The following is a 15,525-nucleotide window of genomic DNA, read 5'->3' as shown; positions in this document are numbered from 1 at the left end:
CAACAAAACGCGGAAAACATACGCTAAGCAAATACCAATCTAAAAAAAGTCGATTCCTGTACGCTAAGGGAAAAACGGCTTCTTTTTATCTTGTTTGTTTTATTCTAAAAGTCGATTCATTTTCGTACAGAATTGCTTGTTTAACTAACCGATAGTTAAAGTACAATTTTTCATAAACTTTTTTGTAGAATAAGAAAAAAGGCGACCTTCTCCTTGAAGAATCGCATCCTTTAGTTTCTGTAATCCTTTCCCAAGAAATGTGGTTAAAGTTTTTCATAGATAAGATTTTAATTTACGGTCTAATAATTTTTCAGTGTAGAGACGTGCACTTTATTTGGAGAGTTGGGTATGATAGCCTGTTTTGGCTGAGCCAGAATCCTTTATACATCTGGCTTCATGGCTCATGATCATGCCCGCAGAGGCTCCAAGTAAAGTGACAAATTGCCTGCACTTACTTCCAGTAGAGGGGTTCAACAATATTTAAAAATAACGTCAAATTACTTATTCACTTAATAACGCACTACACTACATTTAAGTAAAATACTTCACGATCTACTTCTATTACTAAACATATACCTATTATTCATTAGGTATTTTCTCTTGTTTCCTTTTTAACAAAGTCCCACTCTACCTCTATTCTAATTTCCGCATTTATCGTCCAAAAGAGCGACTGAAAGATTGTCCAGATTGCACAATCTGACGTGCATTTTTTAAACGGAGAGACTCATATTCCAAAAGAGCCTCAGCTGCTGCAGATCCTTTAATTCCCTTTGCTACGCAGTCGGCCAAGGTAGCAGCATCTTGTAATGAAGCATTAAATCCCGATGCAGATAGTGGTGTAGGTACATGTGCAGCATCTCCAACGATTGCTATACGGCCTTTCACAAGATTATCAGGAACGTATTCGGCAATCGGTGTTCCTGTAAGGTTACGTGTTTGAATGCTATGAAGAGTCGCGTCTAACCATGGTTGAGGCCATCTAACAGAAGCTTGTTCAGCTAGCTCAATCAGTGTCTGTTCTGGAATGTCAGGAGCATTAAGCGAATGTCGCACAACGTTTCCTTCCACACATCCAAGACGACGTAACAAATCATTTCGAGTGTTATCGTACCAAGCCCATCCTAGTCGTCTATGTCCTAGAGCGCGAGAACCGTCTGTTCCAGCAACAATAGAACCGAGTAAAAAGTCACCAATCCCATCTGGCATAGTAGTCATCGGGGCATTACGACTTGGTCGATGTTCTTCAGGGATATCATTCTCATCTACAATAGCTACCCATATCAAGTATCCCGCAAAAGTTGCGTCCGGTTTATACGGTGAAACATGATGTCGCACCGTGCTGCGGTGACCATCAGCACCAATCAAAATATCTCCACGGAATGTCTCTCCCTTATCCGTCACAACCCAAGCAGAGTCGTCGTCCTGATTAACAGTTTGAACGCGAGTATCATAACGTAAGTCGATTCTAGGATCAGCTTCGGCTTCTGCGCGCAATCGATACTGTACAGATGACCAAGCCTCAACAGACCTAATACCACCAGAAGCAAGTTTTCTTAAGACTTTCGCTGTTATAGTTCGATCAATATCTCCACTGTCAACTTGAAGAACAGCGCCACTACGTGATTTCACTCCAGCTCTCTCTAAAATTGTAACCTTCAGCCCAGCTCGCGCAAGAGCAATCCCTGCCATTAGTCCAGAAAGCGACGCACTGACAACTACAGCAGATTCGTTTGCTTCTTGAATGAATTCGGTAAAAGTGTCATTGATTGATTCACTCAGGAAATTATCCTTTCCTACATTTTTTTCAGTCATTGTATTTTCTCCTTATCCTATAACTAACTTGCCCCGATAGTTGAAGAAGTCCCCCCTGTTTCAAATTATTGATTGACGTCGATAACTCTAGTAAAAAAGAAATATCTGATATTAACCAATTACATCTCTACCGACATCGATAAAATAAATGGCTGTTGACTTGACCACTAATTAGTGTCCGGTCAACTTTTCCATCTCTTTGGGATATCGATCGCCAATCAGTTTAATCTGTGAGGTTGCGACATCTATCATACGTAAATCTTCAGGTGCCAGCTCTATGTCAGCTGCTCCCAGATTTTGTTCTAGTCGATTTATTTTTCGCGTACCTGGGCTTGGAACAATCCACGGCTTTTGAGCTAGCAGTCAGGCAAGGGCAATTTGGGCAAGAGTTGCATTTTTCTGTTCTGCAACCTTTTTAAGTAAATTAACTAGAGCTTGATTTTCTTAAAGATGCTTTAACTAAGAATAGTTGAATAAGAACTCAATAATTTTTAAAAACAGCCCGATAGAAGCTGAAGGCACTGTAAAAATGCCCTATTGAAAAAAGGTATAATACCTCATAATTGCAAGGGATTATACCTTTTTGCTTTTAGTCTCCATTTCAAACAGGTACACAATCAATAATTTATACTCTATATAGCGCACTGATCCAAGTGCAAGTGATGGCCATTATCGACAAGTCTCCTACGGTAATTCCCCCGATGCCGGCGCCCGTGGCATAGCCGAGCTACACGAAGGAACTGTACAGACTAAGCATAATACCGAGTTGCAGGAATCAGTGAACTTAAAAAGAATGGACCAATTCCTATTTTTCATTTCTCCTCGTGGATAGTCAATATTGCAATTATGACGGATCGCTTACGCAGTGGCTCAGTGTGATCTTCGGAGGATACAGAAGTAATGGGCTCAAAACTTCCATAACTCTTGCCACATTAGGATGCTGAGCGTGTTCAGCAACAGCTTTTTCATTAACCCAACCGTCAAGGATGTAGAAAGTGTTGGGATCTTCAGTCTTTTGGTATAAGTCGTAGTAAAGGCACCCTTCCTCAAGACGTGCAGGTCCAACAAGTTCTTGGAGGAGTTCTTTTACCTTTTCTCGGTTCGGCGTTTCACAACGTAATTCGCAAATGATGTGTTGTTCGTCTGATTTTAAGGTTTGCACTGGTCATCCCCCTTTTTTAGTTAGTAGAGCTCGAATGCTCATCTGGCTTTACGTTCAACGAGCAAAAGAATGTAATCGACCACCGATCAATTTTTCCCCGCATACACTCGTGTCTGCCCGCCATCGACCACCAGATCGATTCCCGTAATGAAGCTGCTCGCATCAGAGGCTAGAAAGACTACGGAGTAACCGATATCTTCCGGCGTTCCGACACGCCCTACAGGAATCTCACTCGTGACTCGCTGCGCGTAAGCGGACACCTGTTCTTCGGTCATTTTTTGCTCGGTGCGGTATCCCTCCGTCGGCACAACGCCCGGGCTAATCGCATTCACTCTGATTCCCCTATGCTTAAGATCTGTGGTCCAGCTGCGTGCAAGCGAACGGACGGCTGCCTTGGTCGCCGCATAAACCGCAAAACCTGGAAGACCCATGTCGGCGGTAATCGAAGCGTTCAGAATAACTGAAGCGCCGTCCTGGAGAATCGGAAGCATTGTCTGAACGGTAAAGATTACTCCCTTGATATTGACACCCAACAAGTGGTCGATGTCCTCCCCAGTGAGCTCTTCAAATGCGATTGGTTTGCCTCCGCCAGCATTTGCGAAAATGATATCGAGGCCTCCGTGCTCTTTCTGGATGGTCTCGGCGAGACGCTCCAAATCGTCCTTCTTCGTAACATCAACTGCGATCCCACGCACCGATGTTCCGAGCCGCGCTGCCGCCTGTTCAATCTGTTCTTGTCGCCGCGAGACAATATATACGAATGCTCATTATTCAAATATTGAGTATATCGATAACGCACTTTCCTCATATGACATTGAATTAATACATTTTGTTGACCCCGCTTTAATGTATCGAGTTACATCTGATGAGAACTTCAAAGAAGCAAATGCCCAAAATAAAGTAAAAGAGCAAATAGAGTGGATTGCCCAATGTAATGTTGATGCTATTCTAATTACTTGTACAAACTATATTGCAATTTTACAGGAAGAACAACTATCAATATCAGTGCCAATTATCAAAATTGATGAACCCTACTTTGAATATATCTGTAATATACAGCAACCTCAGACAATCTTATTTACAAATCCCGCAACTGTTAAAGGGACAATGGACCGTCTCAATCAATATGCTTATAATCATCAAAAATCTGTGGATATAGAGGTAATAGTTATTAACAATGCTTTTGAATTGATAATGCAAGGTTTAAAACAAGAATATAACCAAGAAATTTCCAAATTTCTAAATGAAATTATTAAAGGAGATGAAATTATCTCAGTTGCCCAATTATCTATGGTCGATGCATCCAAGGAAGTTGAGTATAAGACATCGCGACCTATAATTAATCCATTGGATACATTAATTTCTTCCGTTGTTAGTCAATTAAAATTAGACAAGAAATCAGTGGTAATCTGATTTTTCTTCTTCAACTAACTGGGTGCGATTGTTCAATAAGAGCAATCGCTTTTCTTGTTCTGCTAACTGGGCAGGTTTGTTGAAGAAAGAGGAGAAATCCTATCCCTTTTAATTCATATTTGACGCCAAAAGCAAAGTAATTATTTATTGTTCAAGTTACGGTCTATTTCTTTAACTTGATATCGGTTTTTAAGGCAATATATTTGGCAGAGACAATTTCAGTCTCTGTCTTTTTTGCCGTCTGAAACCAGCTAAGCCTGAAGTCTGATATAAAAATCAAGCTCTAGCTCAATTATGAAAGTTTTTGAAAAACAGTAATATGGAATCAAGATAATGATAAATACCATACGGGGGTACAGCAAAAAATGCGGTAATACCCAAAAAGAGTGCGATTTTTATCATGGTCAAACTAAGTAAAATGTAACAAAAGGGTTAATAACAAATAACCACATTTTGGAGGTAGAAAATGATTTTTGTTCAGGAAGTATCAAAAGTTTATTCAATGGAGTCGGGAGATTTTGTGGCGTTAAAGAATAACAACATTCATATCCGAAGGAGGAATATAAAATGAAAAGGTTAGTGGTACGTTTAGCTATTTATGTATTGATTTTCGCCGTGTTTGTTGGAGGGATCGAGTTGTATGGCTTTAATCGGCATCAAAAAGATTTTTACTTAAACGTCCGCCATGAGCCGGTTCCTTCGCTACAAGGAGTGAAAGTCCCTCAGTATAACCCCCATAAACCTACTGTGGCAGTTGTGATGGCGGATTCATCAATACCAACTGAAGATTTCGATTTTCTCATTCCATACACACTGTTTTCTATGACGAATGCCTACAATGTATATGCTGTTGCACCGGACAAAAACATCAAGTCTTTATCAGGAGGTTTGGATGTGGTCCCACATTATTCTTATAAAGAATTAGATCAATTATTAGGTAAAAGTCCTGATATTGTCGTGGTCCCTTACATGCCAATCGTTGATGAAAAAAAATATCAACCAACTCGTGAATGGATTCAGAAGCACTCTAACGAAAAAACCACTTTTTTAAGTATTTGTGGCGGTTCAGAGAATCTTGCTGATGCAGGCTTATTAAAAGGAAAATCAGCCGCCTCACACTGGCAAGCTATCCCAGGATTGAAAAAACAGTATCCTGACACACATTGGGTAGAAGACGTGAGGTATGTTCAAGAGGGTAATACTTTAACCACTGCTGGTCAAAGCGCAGGTATCGATGGTGTGCTGCATTTGATAGCTCAACAGTTAGGAGAACCTATGGCAGCAAAAATTTCGAAAGAAATCAATTATCCTTCTTACCACTTCGTTCAAAATCCAAAGGTGGACCAGCCTTTTTACGTGGATATAAAATTTGCAACATATTGGCTAAATCTTGGATTCCATTGGAATAAGAAACAGATGGGTGTACTTCTGTATAAAGGTATGGAAGAATTAGCCTTATCTTCTATCTTTGATTCTTATGGAGATACCGGAACGACACAGGTAATAACCATTTCAAATTCAGATGCTCCTATTACCACTAAACATCATCTTAATATAGTGGCTCGAAATCAAATTTCGAATGCACCAAAATTAGATAAAATGATCATACCAGGTGGAGACGCAAAATCTCTAGCCGCAACAGATGTAAGACTTTGGAATGAAAAGGCTAATGCTAAAGAGACCCTCCTTATTCATAGTGATTCACCAAAAAGATATGTATTCGAAGCACCATTGGAAGACTTAGCTAAACAAGAAGACCTTTTAACTGCCAAACATGCGGTGAAACGATTTGAATATCGTGCGAATGGTATCCAACTTGAGGGCAAACCATTTCCTCTTGAAACTTACGGCAATGTACTTCTAACCGGATTACTAGCCTTTTTGGTAGCTTTCTGTATCGACAGACGATTCATACGAAATCTAAAGGTGCACCTTCAGGTACTTTTCTTTTACCGGTATCATTCATTTCTTTAATGGTATCGAGGGCTTTTATCAACGGTTCAGCTGACTTTGTTGAACGAAACTCAAATGCTTTTAGTAAGGTAGGCGTGTATTTTCGAAGGTAGTTAAATCGACCCTCTAAAAGATCCAAATAGTCATAATTAAGAGGTCGCGATAGTTTTTTAGCTTCCTCTACAGATTCAACAAACTTGTCCCACGGCATTACTGTTTCTAGCATAACAAAAGGATCAAGGCCCTCATCCCGTGCTTTGATAAGGGCATCACCTAAGTCGGCATAATGGACAACTTTTTCATTCAAGGCTTTGCCGTTTTGTTTCTGAAGCTCTTCTTGTTGTTTCCGGCCTTTTGATTGCAAGGTTAAGATTTGTTTATCGTGGATTTCAAATGCCCTATCTACTAAATCTTGACTAAGGTCTAAAAGGTACGCCACTAATACTGTATATCGTTTTGTTTCATGGAAGCGTCGAAAAGAATATGGCTCGTATCTTGCACCTAGAGACCGTCAAGCCCTTCAGGAACTAAAGGCTTCTTCTGTCAATTCCAGATTAATGCTGGCGGCAGCAATACTGCCAGCCGCAGCAGCCACGATGAGTTGTGAGGGGAATCCAGTGGTCACTTCCCCAGCTGCAAATAAACCAGGTACCGTGCTTTTTCCCATTTCATCGGTTAGGATTCCACCTAGATCGTTTACCGCATAACCAAGTTCTTGTTGAAAACCAGCCCGTGGGACCCACTTAGGTGCAATGAATCCGCCTGTTCTCTCTATTCTAGATCCGTCCGTGAACTCCACTAGCCGCAACTTGCCATCACTGCCATGAAAAGCTGATACAGATTGTTCAGAGACAACGATGTCACGGGAAGCTAATATTTGCTTTTGTTCATTAGTCAGAATGCCAGGGCCATTGGTACAGACGATAAGATCGCGACTCCAATTATAGAGCAACTTTGCAAGGTGGAACACGCGGGGATGATCGAACAACACAAATAACGATTTGTCCCTGAGTTCCCAGCCGTCACAATATGGACAGTAAAAGAGGCTTTTTCCATATAAATTCCTGACACCTGGGATATCTGGCAATGTTTCTTGCAGGCCTGAAGCGAACAATAGCTTGCGAGCTTGAATTTGTTCCCCCTCGTGTGTAGATATTAAAAATCCTGCATTAAGCTTGCGAATATCCGTAACTTCAACGGGATGATGCTCTACTGACGGATACTTCAGCACCTCCTCGTATGCGACACGCCGAAATTCTGCTGGTGTAACACCATCGCGTGTAAGAAAACCATGTGAAGCATGCGTAACGGCATTTCGTGGCTTGTTATGATCGAACAAAGCTACGTTTCTCCTTGCCCTGCCTAGAACTAATGCTGCATTGAGTCCAGCCGGGCCCCCGCCAATGATTGCACAATCGTAAATCATGTTAATCCTCCTTCTCAGTATAAAAAAGCCATGTCCTTTTTTTTAACGCTTTATCTTGCCACTCAATTGAGCACATTTTAAGATTAACAAAGAAATGTTGTGAACTTGTTGCAGTCCATTACGGTTTCAGTGAAATTTTCAAGAAGGGAACATAGTTAGTGTATAATGTAAAAAAAGGTAAACAAGGAGAAAAACGATGGCTGAATCAATCTTATTAGTGGATGATGAAGAAAAAGTACTTGATTTTATGAGTTCCTTTTTAAAAAATGAAGGCTTCGAAATCGCCACAGCTCTTTCAGGAAGTGAAGCTCTCGTTAAGATAAAAGAGGTAAATCCATCATTGGTCGTACTAGATTGGATGATGCCTAATATGAGTGGGCTTGATGTTTGCCGTGAAATTAGAAAAATTAGTAAAGTTGGCATTATTATGGTGACAGCAAAATCAGATGAAATGGACAAAATCGTGGGCCTTGAGGTAGGAGCTGATGATTATATCACAAAGCCATTTTCATTAAGGGAACTATTGGCTCGCATTCATTCCGTTCTCCGTAGAATAGGAGACAATACTTCTATAACTGATGAAACATTGGAGCACGGTGAGATAACTATATCTATTTCGCAGTATCGTGTATGGAAGAACGGTGAGGAAATTACAATGACACCAACAGAATTCAAGCTTTTGTTAACCCTAGCTGAAAAGCCTGGAATTGTTTACAGCCGACTTCAATTATTAAAGGCTGCACTAGAAGATGAATTATTAAACGTTGAACGAACGGTTGATGCCCATATTAGCCGATTAAGAAAAAAAATCGAGGATGATCCATCTAATCCAAAATATATTCAAACTGTATATGGATTTGGCTATCGCTTCGGTGATCAACCATGAGTTTTCACCGAAAGATTTTTTTAACTTTAGCCTTTTCCATTGTGGGAATCAGTATCGTCTTTATTGTTCTGACTCATTTTACAGTGAAGAGCGCTATTGAAGCAGGCATAGAGAAAACAAGAGGTCAGGAAGTTACATATATTCACAGGAAATTAACTACTTATTATGTAGAGAATAATGATTCATGGAATAACGTACAACACTTAGATTTACTTCAAGATATTACTCAGGATCATCCGGAAATACTGGTTATGGACAGAAATAATCATGTTATTTTACAAAAAGGTGACTCACCTAGACAATTAGTTCAACATTTAGGAATAAAAAGTGAGTTGAAAATTAGTAATAAGAAAGTCGGCCAATTTATTTATTATGACCCGGAGATGGCCAGTTTCACTAAAATTATGATAGGAATCCCCATATCAGTAGTTTTTATACTTAGTATAAGTGGCTCTTTACTCATTAGTATATCCCTTTTCATTGCATATCAATTATCTAAGTGGCTAGCTTCTCCACTTCGAGATTTTTTGCCGGTGATCAACAGATTAGGAAAAGGTGAACTTGGAATTAAGGTTTCAGTTAAAACGAAAGATGAATATGGAAAAATAGCTAATGCCTTTAATCATATGTCACAGGAGCTTGAGCAAGCAGAAGTTGTATGCAGGAATCTAACAGCAGATGTGGCTCATGAACTCAGAACACCGCTTACCATTATCAGTGGAAACTTGGATTACTTGCAACAAAAAGGGGAAATGATTAGACCAGAGACCTTATTACCATTACAAGATGAACTCATTCGACTAAATCAATTAGTAGAAGATTTAAGAATTCTATCATTAGCAGAAGCAGGAAAATTAAAATTAAATAAAACATCTACCAATATGTTGGATCTGGTTTACCAACTCATATCTGCTTTAAAGCCTATTGCCGAAGAAAAAAGTATTTCTATGAGAGTAGATGTTCAAACAACCGATATAACTGTTTCGGTCGACCCGAACCGAATGAAACAAGTTTTTCTTAATTTACTAACGAATGCAATTCGGTACACTCCCAATCAAGGAATCATATATATTAGGTTATTTAAAGAAGAACATCATTATTTGAAGATCATTTTGGAAGATACAGGAATTGGAATAGAACCTGAACACCTTCCACACCTGTTCGACCGTTTCTATCGTACCGATGATGCACGAACAAGATACAGTGGTGGAACTGGTTTAGGCCTTGCTATTGCTAAACAATACGTCCTTTCTCATGATGGGAAAATTGAAGTGAAAAGTATTCTTAATCAAGGAACTAGTTTTATTATACAGCTTCCATATAGTTGTGAAACACATTAAGATTAGTTGCATTGTCCAAATATGTAATGAATATGAATAGTCGATTCCTTCATTTTCAGGATATCGACTTTTTAAATTTTATAAACAATTAATGTTCGATTTAAAAAAACTTTATTGAACCTGCCCGTTAGCCGCCGCCCATGCAGCGCAAAATCGGCGCTGCACCACAGAGAATGAAAATGGTCTAGAACCGTCAATACTTATTCTACGGCTGGGAGAGGAAGGTCGATACACTATGGTGCGTTAGTTCACTAAAAGAAAAAAGGAGAGTACATATTATACATGGCTAATATGTACTCTCCTTTATTAATTAAGGTTTTTTATAATTAGGTCTAGATAACTTTAATTCCGTAATATTTGAATCATCATTAAATGCCTGGTCAACCTTTTGTAATAACATGGGTGAAACAAACATATAAATCACCTCATGACAATTGTAAAGCAATGTTTGTATTCAATCATTGGTAATCAATTGTCATTTATGGAAATTCCAATATTAAACCATCTACCATTTTTGATGATCGGGTAAAATGCCCCTTATGATCCATTACTTACACTTGGGTTTGAAGTTGCCTCTTAATATCAGAAATTTTTCTTGTCAGCATAATACGATTCGACATAAATTCAACTCCGTTTCACCTTATCAAAACATACGTTTTGATTGTAAGTAAACAAAATGCCTAGGGAGCTTTGCCCTAGACCATGTTAAGTTAGCAAAAACGGTGTTTCCGCACCGCACTTTAAAACTACCACACGTAGCATATAACAAACTGAAGAAAAACTGAAACGTTGCTGATCTCAACAACAAAAGCAGCTCAAATGTTGCGTATAGCAATTTATATTTTCGTATCAAAAATTGTAGTGTATTCTTCTTTTAAAAGGAGGATAAAACATGACAACTGAAATAGAAAAACTTCAGGAACAACTCGATGTAACTGCCACTGAAAAAACTTTCTATAATGCCATGCATTACATTCGAGAATTTTTAGATAATCTGTATTTTAAGAATAATGGAGATGGCTTTGCAAAATTCATGTATGCATGGGGAATGATGGAAGTATTATATGACCATCCGAAATTCGGAGAGGATGCCGAAAATATTCGAAAACATGTAGACTTTATAGCAGAAAAATTAGGCGTTGATCAAATCTCTTTTCTTTTCGACATTAAACTAAAAGATTGAAATCTTAATGTTAATATTTACGATAATATTTATGATAATAATCAAAAAAAATAAGCAAGAACACCGGCTTTTAAATCTGTTAAAGAATACGAATGAAATTTGATAATTGAGGTCCTCGGACCAGTCGATATATAACGTAGAATTACTATATTATCAGCAATGCATTCCACTGATTGAAGATGAGCGAGCTTTAAGCCAGTTTGACGGTCAGGGATATCCCCATTGATCGTCAAGAGTGTATCTGGTGCCACTTGGTCAGGAAGTAACTTAATCTCCGGGATTAGTTCCTAATGAGCATCTACCTTGCTCATTTCCTTTTTTGTACGAAGATGGATGAAAAGATTAACAATGTCTTGTTTCAATATGTGTGTTAGCCAGTCGTGCCATTCGTCTACATCTGTGTAACCAAGCCTTGTCTTTCAGTGGTTTCCAAACCTCACGACCGCCGTCCCCGGATAAAAGGATACGACATTTCATATGAACGAGAGACTTCCAGATCCCCCTTGAAAGTTCTATACGTCAGGGCATATTCAGCAAGCTTCTCTAACTTAAAACGTTGTTGTCGCACGTGTTGAAGTAATCCATTTTCAGTTCTGCAAATTAACAGAGGGTGTCCAAACAAAATTGACGCGATTTCAATGTCAGTACGATGCGGAAGATTCATAATGGTTTGTCGATCAATTCATCTTCTTGCGTAGACCAAAGTTTATTGCCAGCCATATTTTCACCCTTTTTTTTTATAAGATTTCAATAAAATTAGAGGATTCCTTTATATGAGTAAGTCCATCCCTCTCAAACTATTTTTCAGAACGGAAAATCAATTCTTTAAATAGTTTTGAAACAATGTTTTATTATTCTTCCGTAAATTTTTTACCCTTCTTCATTTTTTCCTGCCAATCAAAAAACATAGTATAAAATTTTTTTTTAAGAACCTCTGGATAATCGATGCGATACCGATATTCATTCCCTAACCCCGTTGACTTGTGAAAACGCTCGCTATGTTGATACTCATTGCTTGATTTGTCCTGATAAATGCGGTTGTGTCGCTCCATCGATTCCTCTGTCATACTCCCTACACTCCACCTCCAAATTGTTCGAAAATAAAATTTTGCTTCCTGATTAGATTGAATAAAATCTATCAATAACTGAGAACGAACTTTTTGTTCCTCAAGTTCATTTCTTGACTCTCGTTCCTGTATTTTCTGTTCTAGGTGTTTCAGCCGCTTTAATTTCATTGCTCCAAATCCTCCAATGTCATTTCTAATTTATTTAAACGTTCTTCTAGTTCGGAGGTTTCAATAATCTTGTGTCCAACCACCACAAGCTGGGCGATCGCTCTTGCCCTTGTTATGGGTTCACAATTCACAGAACGCACAATTGTTATTTGTTCAGCAATTATTGATAACATTCCCTTTGCTGTCTGTACTTCGTTTGTACTTGTTTCTTGTATTAGGGTTAGGTTAGACGAATTTTCCTCAAACCCTTCTGTGCTGTTTCGCTTACGTCTATAATACTCCCGCTGATAAGCCCTTTCCTTTTCCTTATCCTTGTAAGGCAAAATCCAACACCCCTTCTCAAAATTTTCACGAATTTAATTTTATAGAAATGTTCATCAATCGAATTCTTACTAACTCCGCTTTCGTTTGATGAAGTCAAAATAATTCTCTGCCTTTAATAAAATGAATTCAAAATCTTTAGAGAAAGAAATTATTTTATAATCAATTTGTTGTTTCTTGCCCGACAGGAGTGTTTCTCTCCAGACTCCCATCCTCCACCAATTCTCTCAATGTAAACCGCACTGTTTATCCCTACTGATTGAATATACAATTCGCCAGAAAGTGCAATGATGAAACCAGCTTTTTTAGCTTTTTTATCCCTGAGCTCTAATTCCGCCTTTTCAATTAATTCAGAAATAACAGCCATATGATCCCCATTTTCTTTTTAATACGCTACGAATTATACGAATTATACGAATTTATATATAAAACATTGTTATCGTGGGCTTTAAAAAATCTTTACTTATACGAATTTTGTACGAAATCAATACGAATTTTATAGCAACCATAGATCAACTTCTAAATAATTCGTTTAAAGTTCGTACAAAATTTCGTAACTTGAACTCAATTTAAACCTGAACTACGGTACATTTTTCAACAATAATTCGTATAGTTCGTTAAATAAGTACAATTAATCTAAAAGAGAAATTTTTTGAACGGATTTAATAGCCCCAAGAGGTTTTACTTTATACAATTTTATAAATCCATTAGAATTTAACTCTTTAAAAATCATGTTTAGTTCTGACTTGGAAATATTCCCTTTAAAAACTTGCCGGCTGACTTCTGTTCTTGTTAATCCTTCTTTGCCTTCTTCTTTTCGTAACCTTAACTCTTCAAGAAGTTTAACTGCCTTCGGATTTTCAAGAACTGCCTCGTTACCGAAAATAAAACGGGCTGACTTAAAGCAATAACCCCACACATCAAGAGCGGCTTTTAAATGTGTAACGCATATTTTTGTAGATCCATCTAGAAGAGCATAAATACATGCTAAGCGCATTGTTTGGGCTTCTGCACGGCTAGTTACCGCTCCTATTAGCCCTCCAATACCCGTTGATAATGGTTCATATATTTTGTACCAATACTTTTCAGCTTCACTGTCCCTGGTAATTTCCCCAACAGTTCTACCAAAATCAACAGCCTTTTTAATTTGAGTTACCAATTCACTAAGATCTTCTTCGTGGAACTTACCACCACTTGGTAAAAGCTTTGAACGCTCTACCATTAGCCACAAAAAACGGTTAGCCATTCCATTCACTAGATCTAAGTCGGATATCTCTTTTTTTAACTCTTCTTGAGTGATTTGCCCTAATATAGATACATGGGCACCAGTTGCTTTGATAGGGTTCTTTGTCAATGTTCTCGGACTGCCTGAATCCCACAATTCCCGGATAATGGGGGATAGAGTATTTCCATCCCGCCTTCCCGCTCTTAAAGCCTTGACAAATTCCTCCTCAATTACCAAGACTCGCTTATCTTCAATGCCCTCGTCAACAACTTCAATCTCATAATCGATAATTTCCTTTTCATGCCCCCTTCCTTCAAAAATAGGGATTTTTTTTGTTACTTCATCCCTAACAGCATAAATAAGGCCTTCACCGCTCGACATACCAGAGAGAATATGATTTTTTTCCCATTCAGGTTCAACAGCCTGAAAAAGCTGCCTTATCGGACTTAACGAAGTTCCTTTTCTGCCCTTACCAGTAGCACCTACAATTACGGCAAAAATTCTTAAAGGGTGCTTTTTTGATCCAGCGACAAAATGTGCCGAATCACCAATGATATTACCGAAGGCTGTTAAAAAATTTATAAGTGTTGCCATGGGGTCACTTTCTGTATGGGGGTCAATAGTTCTAACTACTTCCCCCGCTAACCCATGATAGGCAAACGACGCGATACCATTTTCATCGTTATATAAATTTAATTTGAATGCAAACTCGCCATGTTCATTTATAAAGTCTTCTTCATTGTCCAATGGGTTTTTAGGGGAACTCTCCGATTGTTCCATCATTCCCATCTGTGTTAAACCGGTTATATTCAAATTATTAATTTCTTGTATTTTATCTTTTGGAAGAAGATCTCGCGCAATGCTGGCACCGTTTTTAGCCACGCCCCTCACCTACTTTTATGTTATGTATGAAGCGACTGACCTCTTGCAATGCTTTTATTTGGCCTTGTGTATCTTCATTTTCAGCAAGACACTCAAACCAGTAATCTATTTGACCAACAACATGATACAACTCTCCTACCTTATCTAAATCTGCAATTTCCAATATTGTTCCAAGAGTAACTCTTGCTAATTGCTTTACTTCGTGCAATGCATTTATAGCCTCAATAATTTTCTTGTTTTTTTCTGTTTTAAATGCAGATACCCGTTTCCAGTAAGTTCTTCTTTTCTGACATTCTTTTACCCGATCACTATCTGGGTTTCCTAAGTCATAATCAGCAATTAATATTTTAATAGCTTGTTTGGTATCTACACCCCGAGATAGTTTTACAATATCAATTACATCCCCTGATTTACCGTCATTACATCCACTCCAACAACGGAAGGTGCCGGTTTTAGTGTAAATAGTAAAACTAGGGTTCCTGTCATTATGGAACGGGCAACGGATGTTAAATTGTCTACGGTTTGTCCTTTCATTAAAGAAGTAAGTACCTGAATATCTTTGTAAAACATCAATAATGGATAGATTTGCTTTGATTTGATCGATTATTGACATAAATCCACCTCGTCCAATTATTTTATTCAATATTCCCACTCAAAGGTAAAAAGTCTTTTAATCATCGTTGTTTT

The 15,525-nt window shown here is 38.3% G+C and carries 14 protein-coding genes and 2 pseudogenes; 5 read left to right on the top strand and 11 right to left on the bottom strand.

Translation table 11 applies throughout. The annotated features are described in order from the left end of the window. Positions 1 to 651 precede the first annotated feature (651 nt). The 3 genes from AAHB15_RS03675 to AAHB15_RS03665 form a co-directional block, all read right to left on the bottom strand. Positions 652 to 1,812 (bottom strand): NAD(P)/FAD-dependent oxidoreductase, encoded by a 1,161-nt coding sequence (locus AAHB15_RS03675; RefSeq protein ID WP_342041745.1) that lies wholly within the window; start codon positions 1,810 to 1,812, stop codon positions 652 to 654. Positions 1,813 to 2,656: 844 nt separating this feature from the next. Beyond that, positions 2,657 to 2,974, bottom strand: coding sequence for a putative quinol monooxygenase (locus tag AAHB15_RS03670; protein WP_335573959.1), 318 nt, complete (start codon positions 2,972 to 2,974; stop codon positions 2,657 to 2,659). A gap of 86 nt (positions 2,975 to 3,060) precedes the next feature. After that, a complete protein-coding gene (locus tag AAHB15_RS03665) occupies positions 3,061 to 3,726 on the bottom strand; it encodes an SDR family NAD(P)-dependent oxidoreductase (RefSeq protein ID WP_335573964.1) in 666 nt (221 codons plus the stop codon). Between AAHB15_RS03665 and AAHB15_RS03660 the strand changes: the two genes are divergently transcribed. Together AAHB15_RS03660 and AAHB15_RS03655 are read left to right on the top strand one after the other, a co-directional pair. Then, the gene (locus AAHB15_RS03660) at positions 3,725 to 4,387 is read left to right on the top strand and encodes a hypothetical protein (RefSeq protein ID WP_342041886.1); all 663 of its coding nucleotides are present in this window, start codon (positions 3,725 to 3,727) and stop codon (positions 4,385 to 4,387) included. The two genes, AAHB15_RS03665 and AAHB15_RS03660, sit on opposite strands and share 2 nt — an antisense overlap. 567 nt (positions 4,388 to 4,954) lie before the next feature. Next, positions 4,955 to 6,361 carry a DJ-1/PfpI family protein gene (locus AAHB15_RS03655; protein ID WP_335575508.1) on the top strand — a complete coding sequence of 469 codons (1,407 nt, stop codon included), beginning with the start codon at positions 4,955 to 4,957 and terminating at the stop codon, positions 6,359 to 6,361. On the opposite strand, the pseudogene AAHB15_RS03650 reads toward AAHB15_RS03655, so the two are convergent. Together AAHB15_RS03650 and AAHB15_RS03645 are read right to left on the bottom strand one after the other, a co-directional pair. Then, positions 6,300 to 6,845: pseudogene (locus AAHB15_RS03650) on the bottom strand (Tn3 family transposase); the annotation flags it as partial. The gene AAHB15_RS03655 and the pseudogene AAHB15_RS03650 overlap by 62 nt on opposite strands. A 15-nt stretch (positions 6,846 to 6,860) precedes the next feature. Then, a complete protein-coding gene (locus AAHB15_RS03645; RefSeq protein WP_057242573.1) occupies positions 6,861 to 7,766 on the bottom strand; it encodes an NAD(P)/FAD-dependent oxidoreductase in 906 nt (301 codons plus the stop codon). Positions 7,767 to 7,962: 196 nt separating this feature from the next. On the opposite strand from AAHB15_RS03645, the gene AAHB15_RS03640 reads away from it, so the two are divergent. The 3 genes from AAHB15_RS03640 (at position 7,963) to AAHB15_RS03630 (ending at position 11,175) form a co-directional block, all read left to right on the top strand. Then, entirely contained in the window at positions 7,963 to 8,652 is a 690-nt protein-coding gene (locus tag AAHB15_RS03640; protein ID WP_335575506.1) for a response regulator transcription factor, read from the top strand. Continuing rightward, positions 8,649 to 9,992 (top strand): sensor histidine kinase, encoded by a 1,344-nt coding sequence (locus tag AAHB15_RS03635; RefSeq protein ID WP_342041744.1) that lies wholly within the window; start codon positions 8,649 to 8,651, stop codon positions 9,990 to 9,992. The genes AAHB15_RS03640 and AAHB15_RS03635 overlap by 4 nt, the downstream gene beginning before the upstream one ends. Before the next feature lie 892 nt (positions 9,993 to 10,884). Continuing rightward, positions 10,885 to 11,175 carry a hypothetical protein gene (locus AAHB15_RS03630; protein WP_342041743.1) on the top strand — a complete coding sequence of 97 codons (291 nt, stop codon included), beginning with the start codon at positions 10,885 to 10,887 and terminating at the stop codon, positions 11,173 to 11,175. 116 nt (positions 11,176 to 11,291) lie between these two features. On the opposite strand, the pseudogene AAHB15_RS03625 reads toward AAHB15_RS03630, so the two are convergent. From AAHB15_RS03625 to AAHB15_RS03600, 6 genes and pseudogenes are all read right to left on the bottom strand, one after another. Beyond that, positions 11,292 to 11,594 (bottom strand): annotated as a pseudogene (locus AAHB15_RS03625) (tRNA-dihydrouridine synthase); the annotation flags it as partial. Positions 11,595 to 12,026: 432 nt separating this feature from the next. Continuing rightward, on the bottom strand, positions 12,027 to 12,410 hold the full coding sequence (locus AAHB15_RS03620) for a hypothetical protein (protein ID WP_335575503.1): 384 nt from the start codon (positions 12,408 to 12,410) through the stop codon (positions 12,027 to 12,029). After that, positions 12,407 to 12,733, bottom strand: coding sequence for a hypothetical protein (locus AAHB15_RS03615; protein ID WP_335575502.1), 327 nt, complete (start codon positions 12,731 to 12,733; stop codon positions 12,407 to 12,409). The genes AAHB15_RS03620 and AAHB15_RS03615 overlap by 4 nt, the downstream gene beginning before the upstream one ends. 149 nt (positions 12,734 to 12,882) lie before the next feature. Next, positions 12,883 to 13,098 carry a hypothetical protein gene (locus AAHB15_RS03610; RefSeq protein ID WP_335575501.1) on the bottom strand — a complete coding sequence of 72 codons (216 nt, stop codon included), beginning with the start codon at positions 13,096 to 13,098 and terminating at the stop codon, positions 12,883 to 12,885. A 264-nt stretch (positions 13,099 to 13,362) separates the two neighbouring features. Continuing rightward, positions 13,363 to 14,838, bottom strand: coding sequence for a hypothetical protein (locus AAHB15_RS03605; protein WP_342041742.1), 1,476 nt, complete (start codon positions 14,836 to 14,838; stop codon positions 13,363 to 13,365). Continuing rightward, positions 14,831 to 15,451 (bottom strand): CHC2 zinc finger domain-containing protein, encoded by a 621-nt coding sequence (locus AAHB15_RS03600; RefSeq protein ID WP_342041741.1) that lies wholly within the window; start codon positions 15,449 to 15,451, stop codon positions 14,831 to 14,833. The genes AAHB15_RS03605 and AAHB15_RS03600 overlap by 8 nt, the downstream gene beginning before the upstream one ends. Positions 15,452 to 15,525 lie beyond the last annotated feature (74 nt).

It is taken from the genome of Bacillus sp. OTU2372 (assembly GCF_038440275.1).
Classification (GTDB): Bacteria; Bacillota; Bacilli; order Bacillales; family Cytobacillaceae; genus Neobacillus; species Neobacillus bataviensis_B.
Note: the sequence above shows the minus strand (reverse complement) of the source record. Positions and strands in the feature narration are given on the sequence as shown.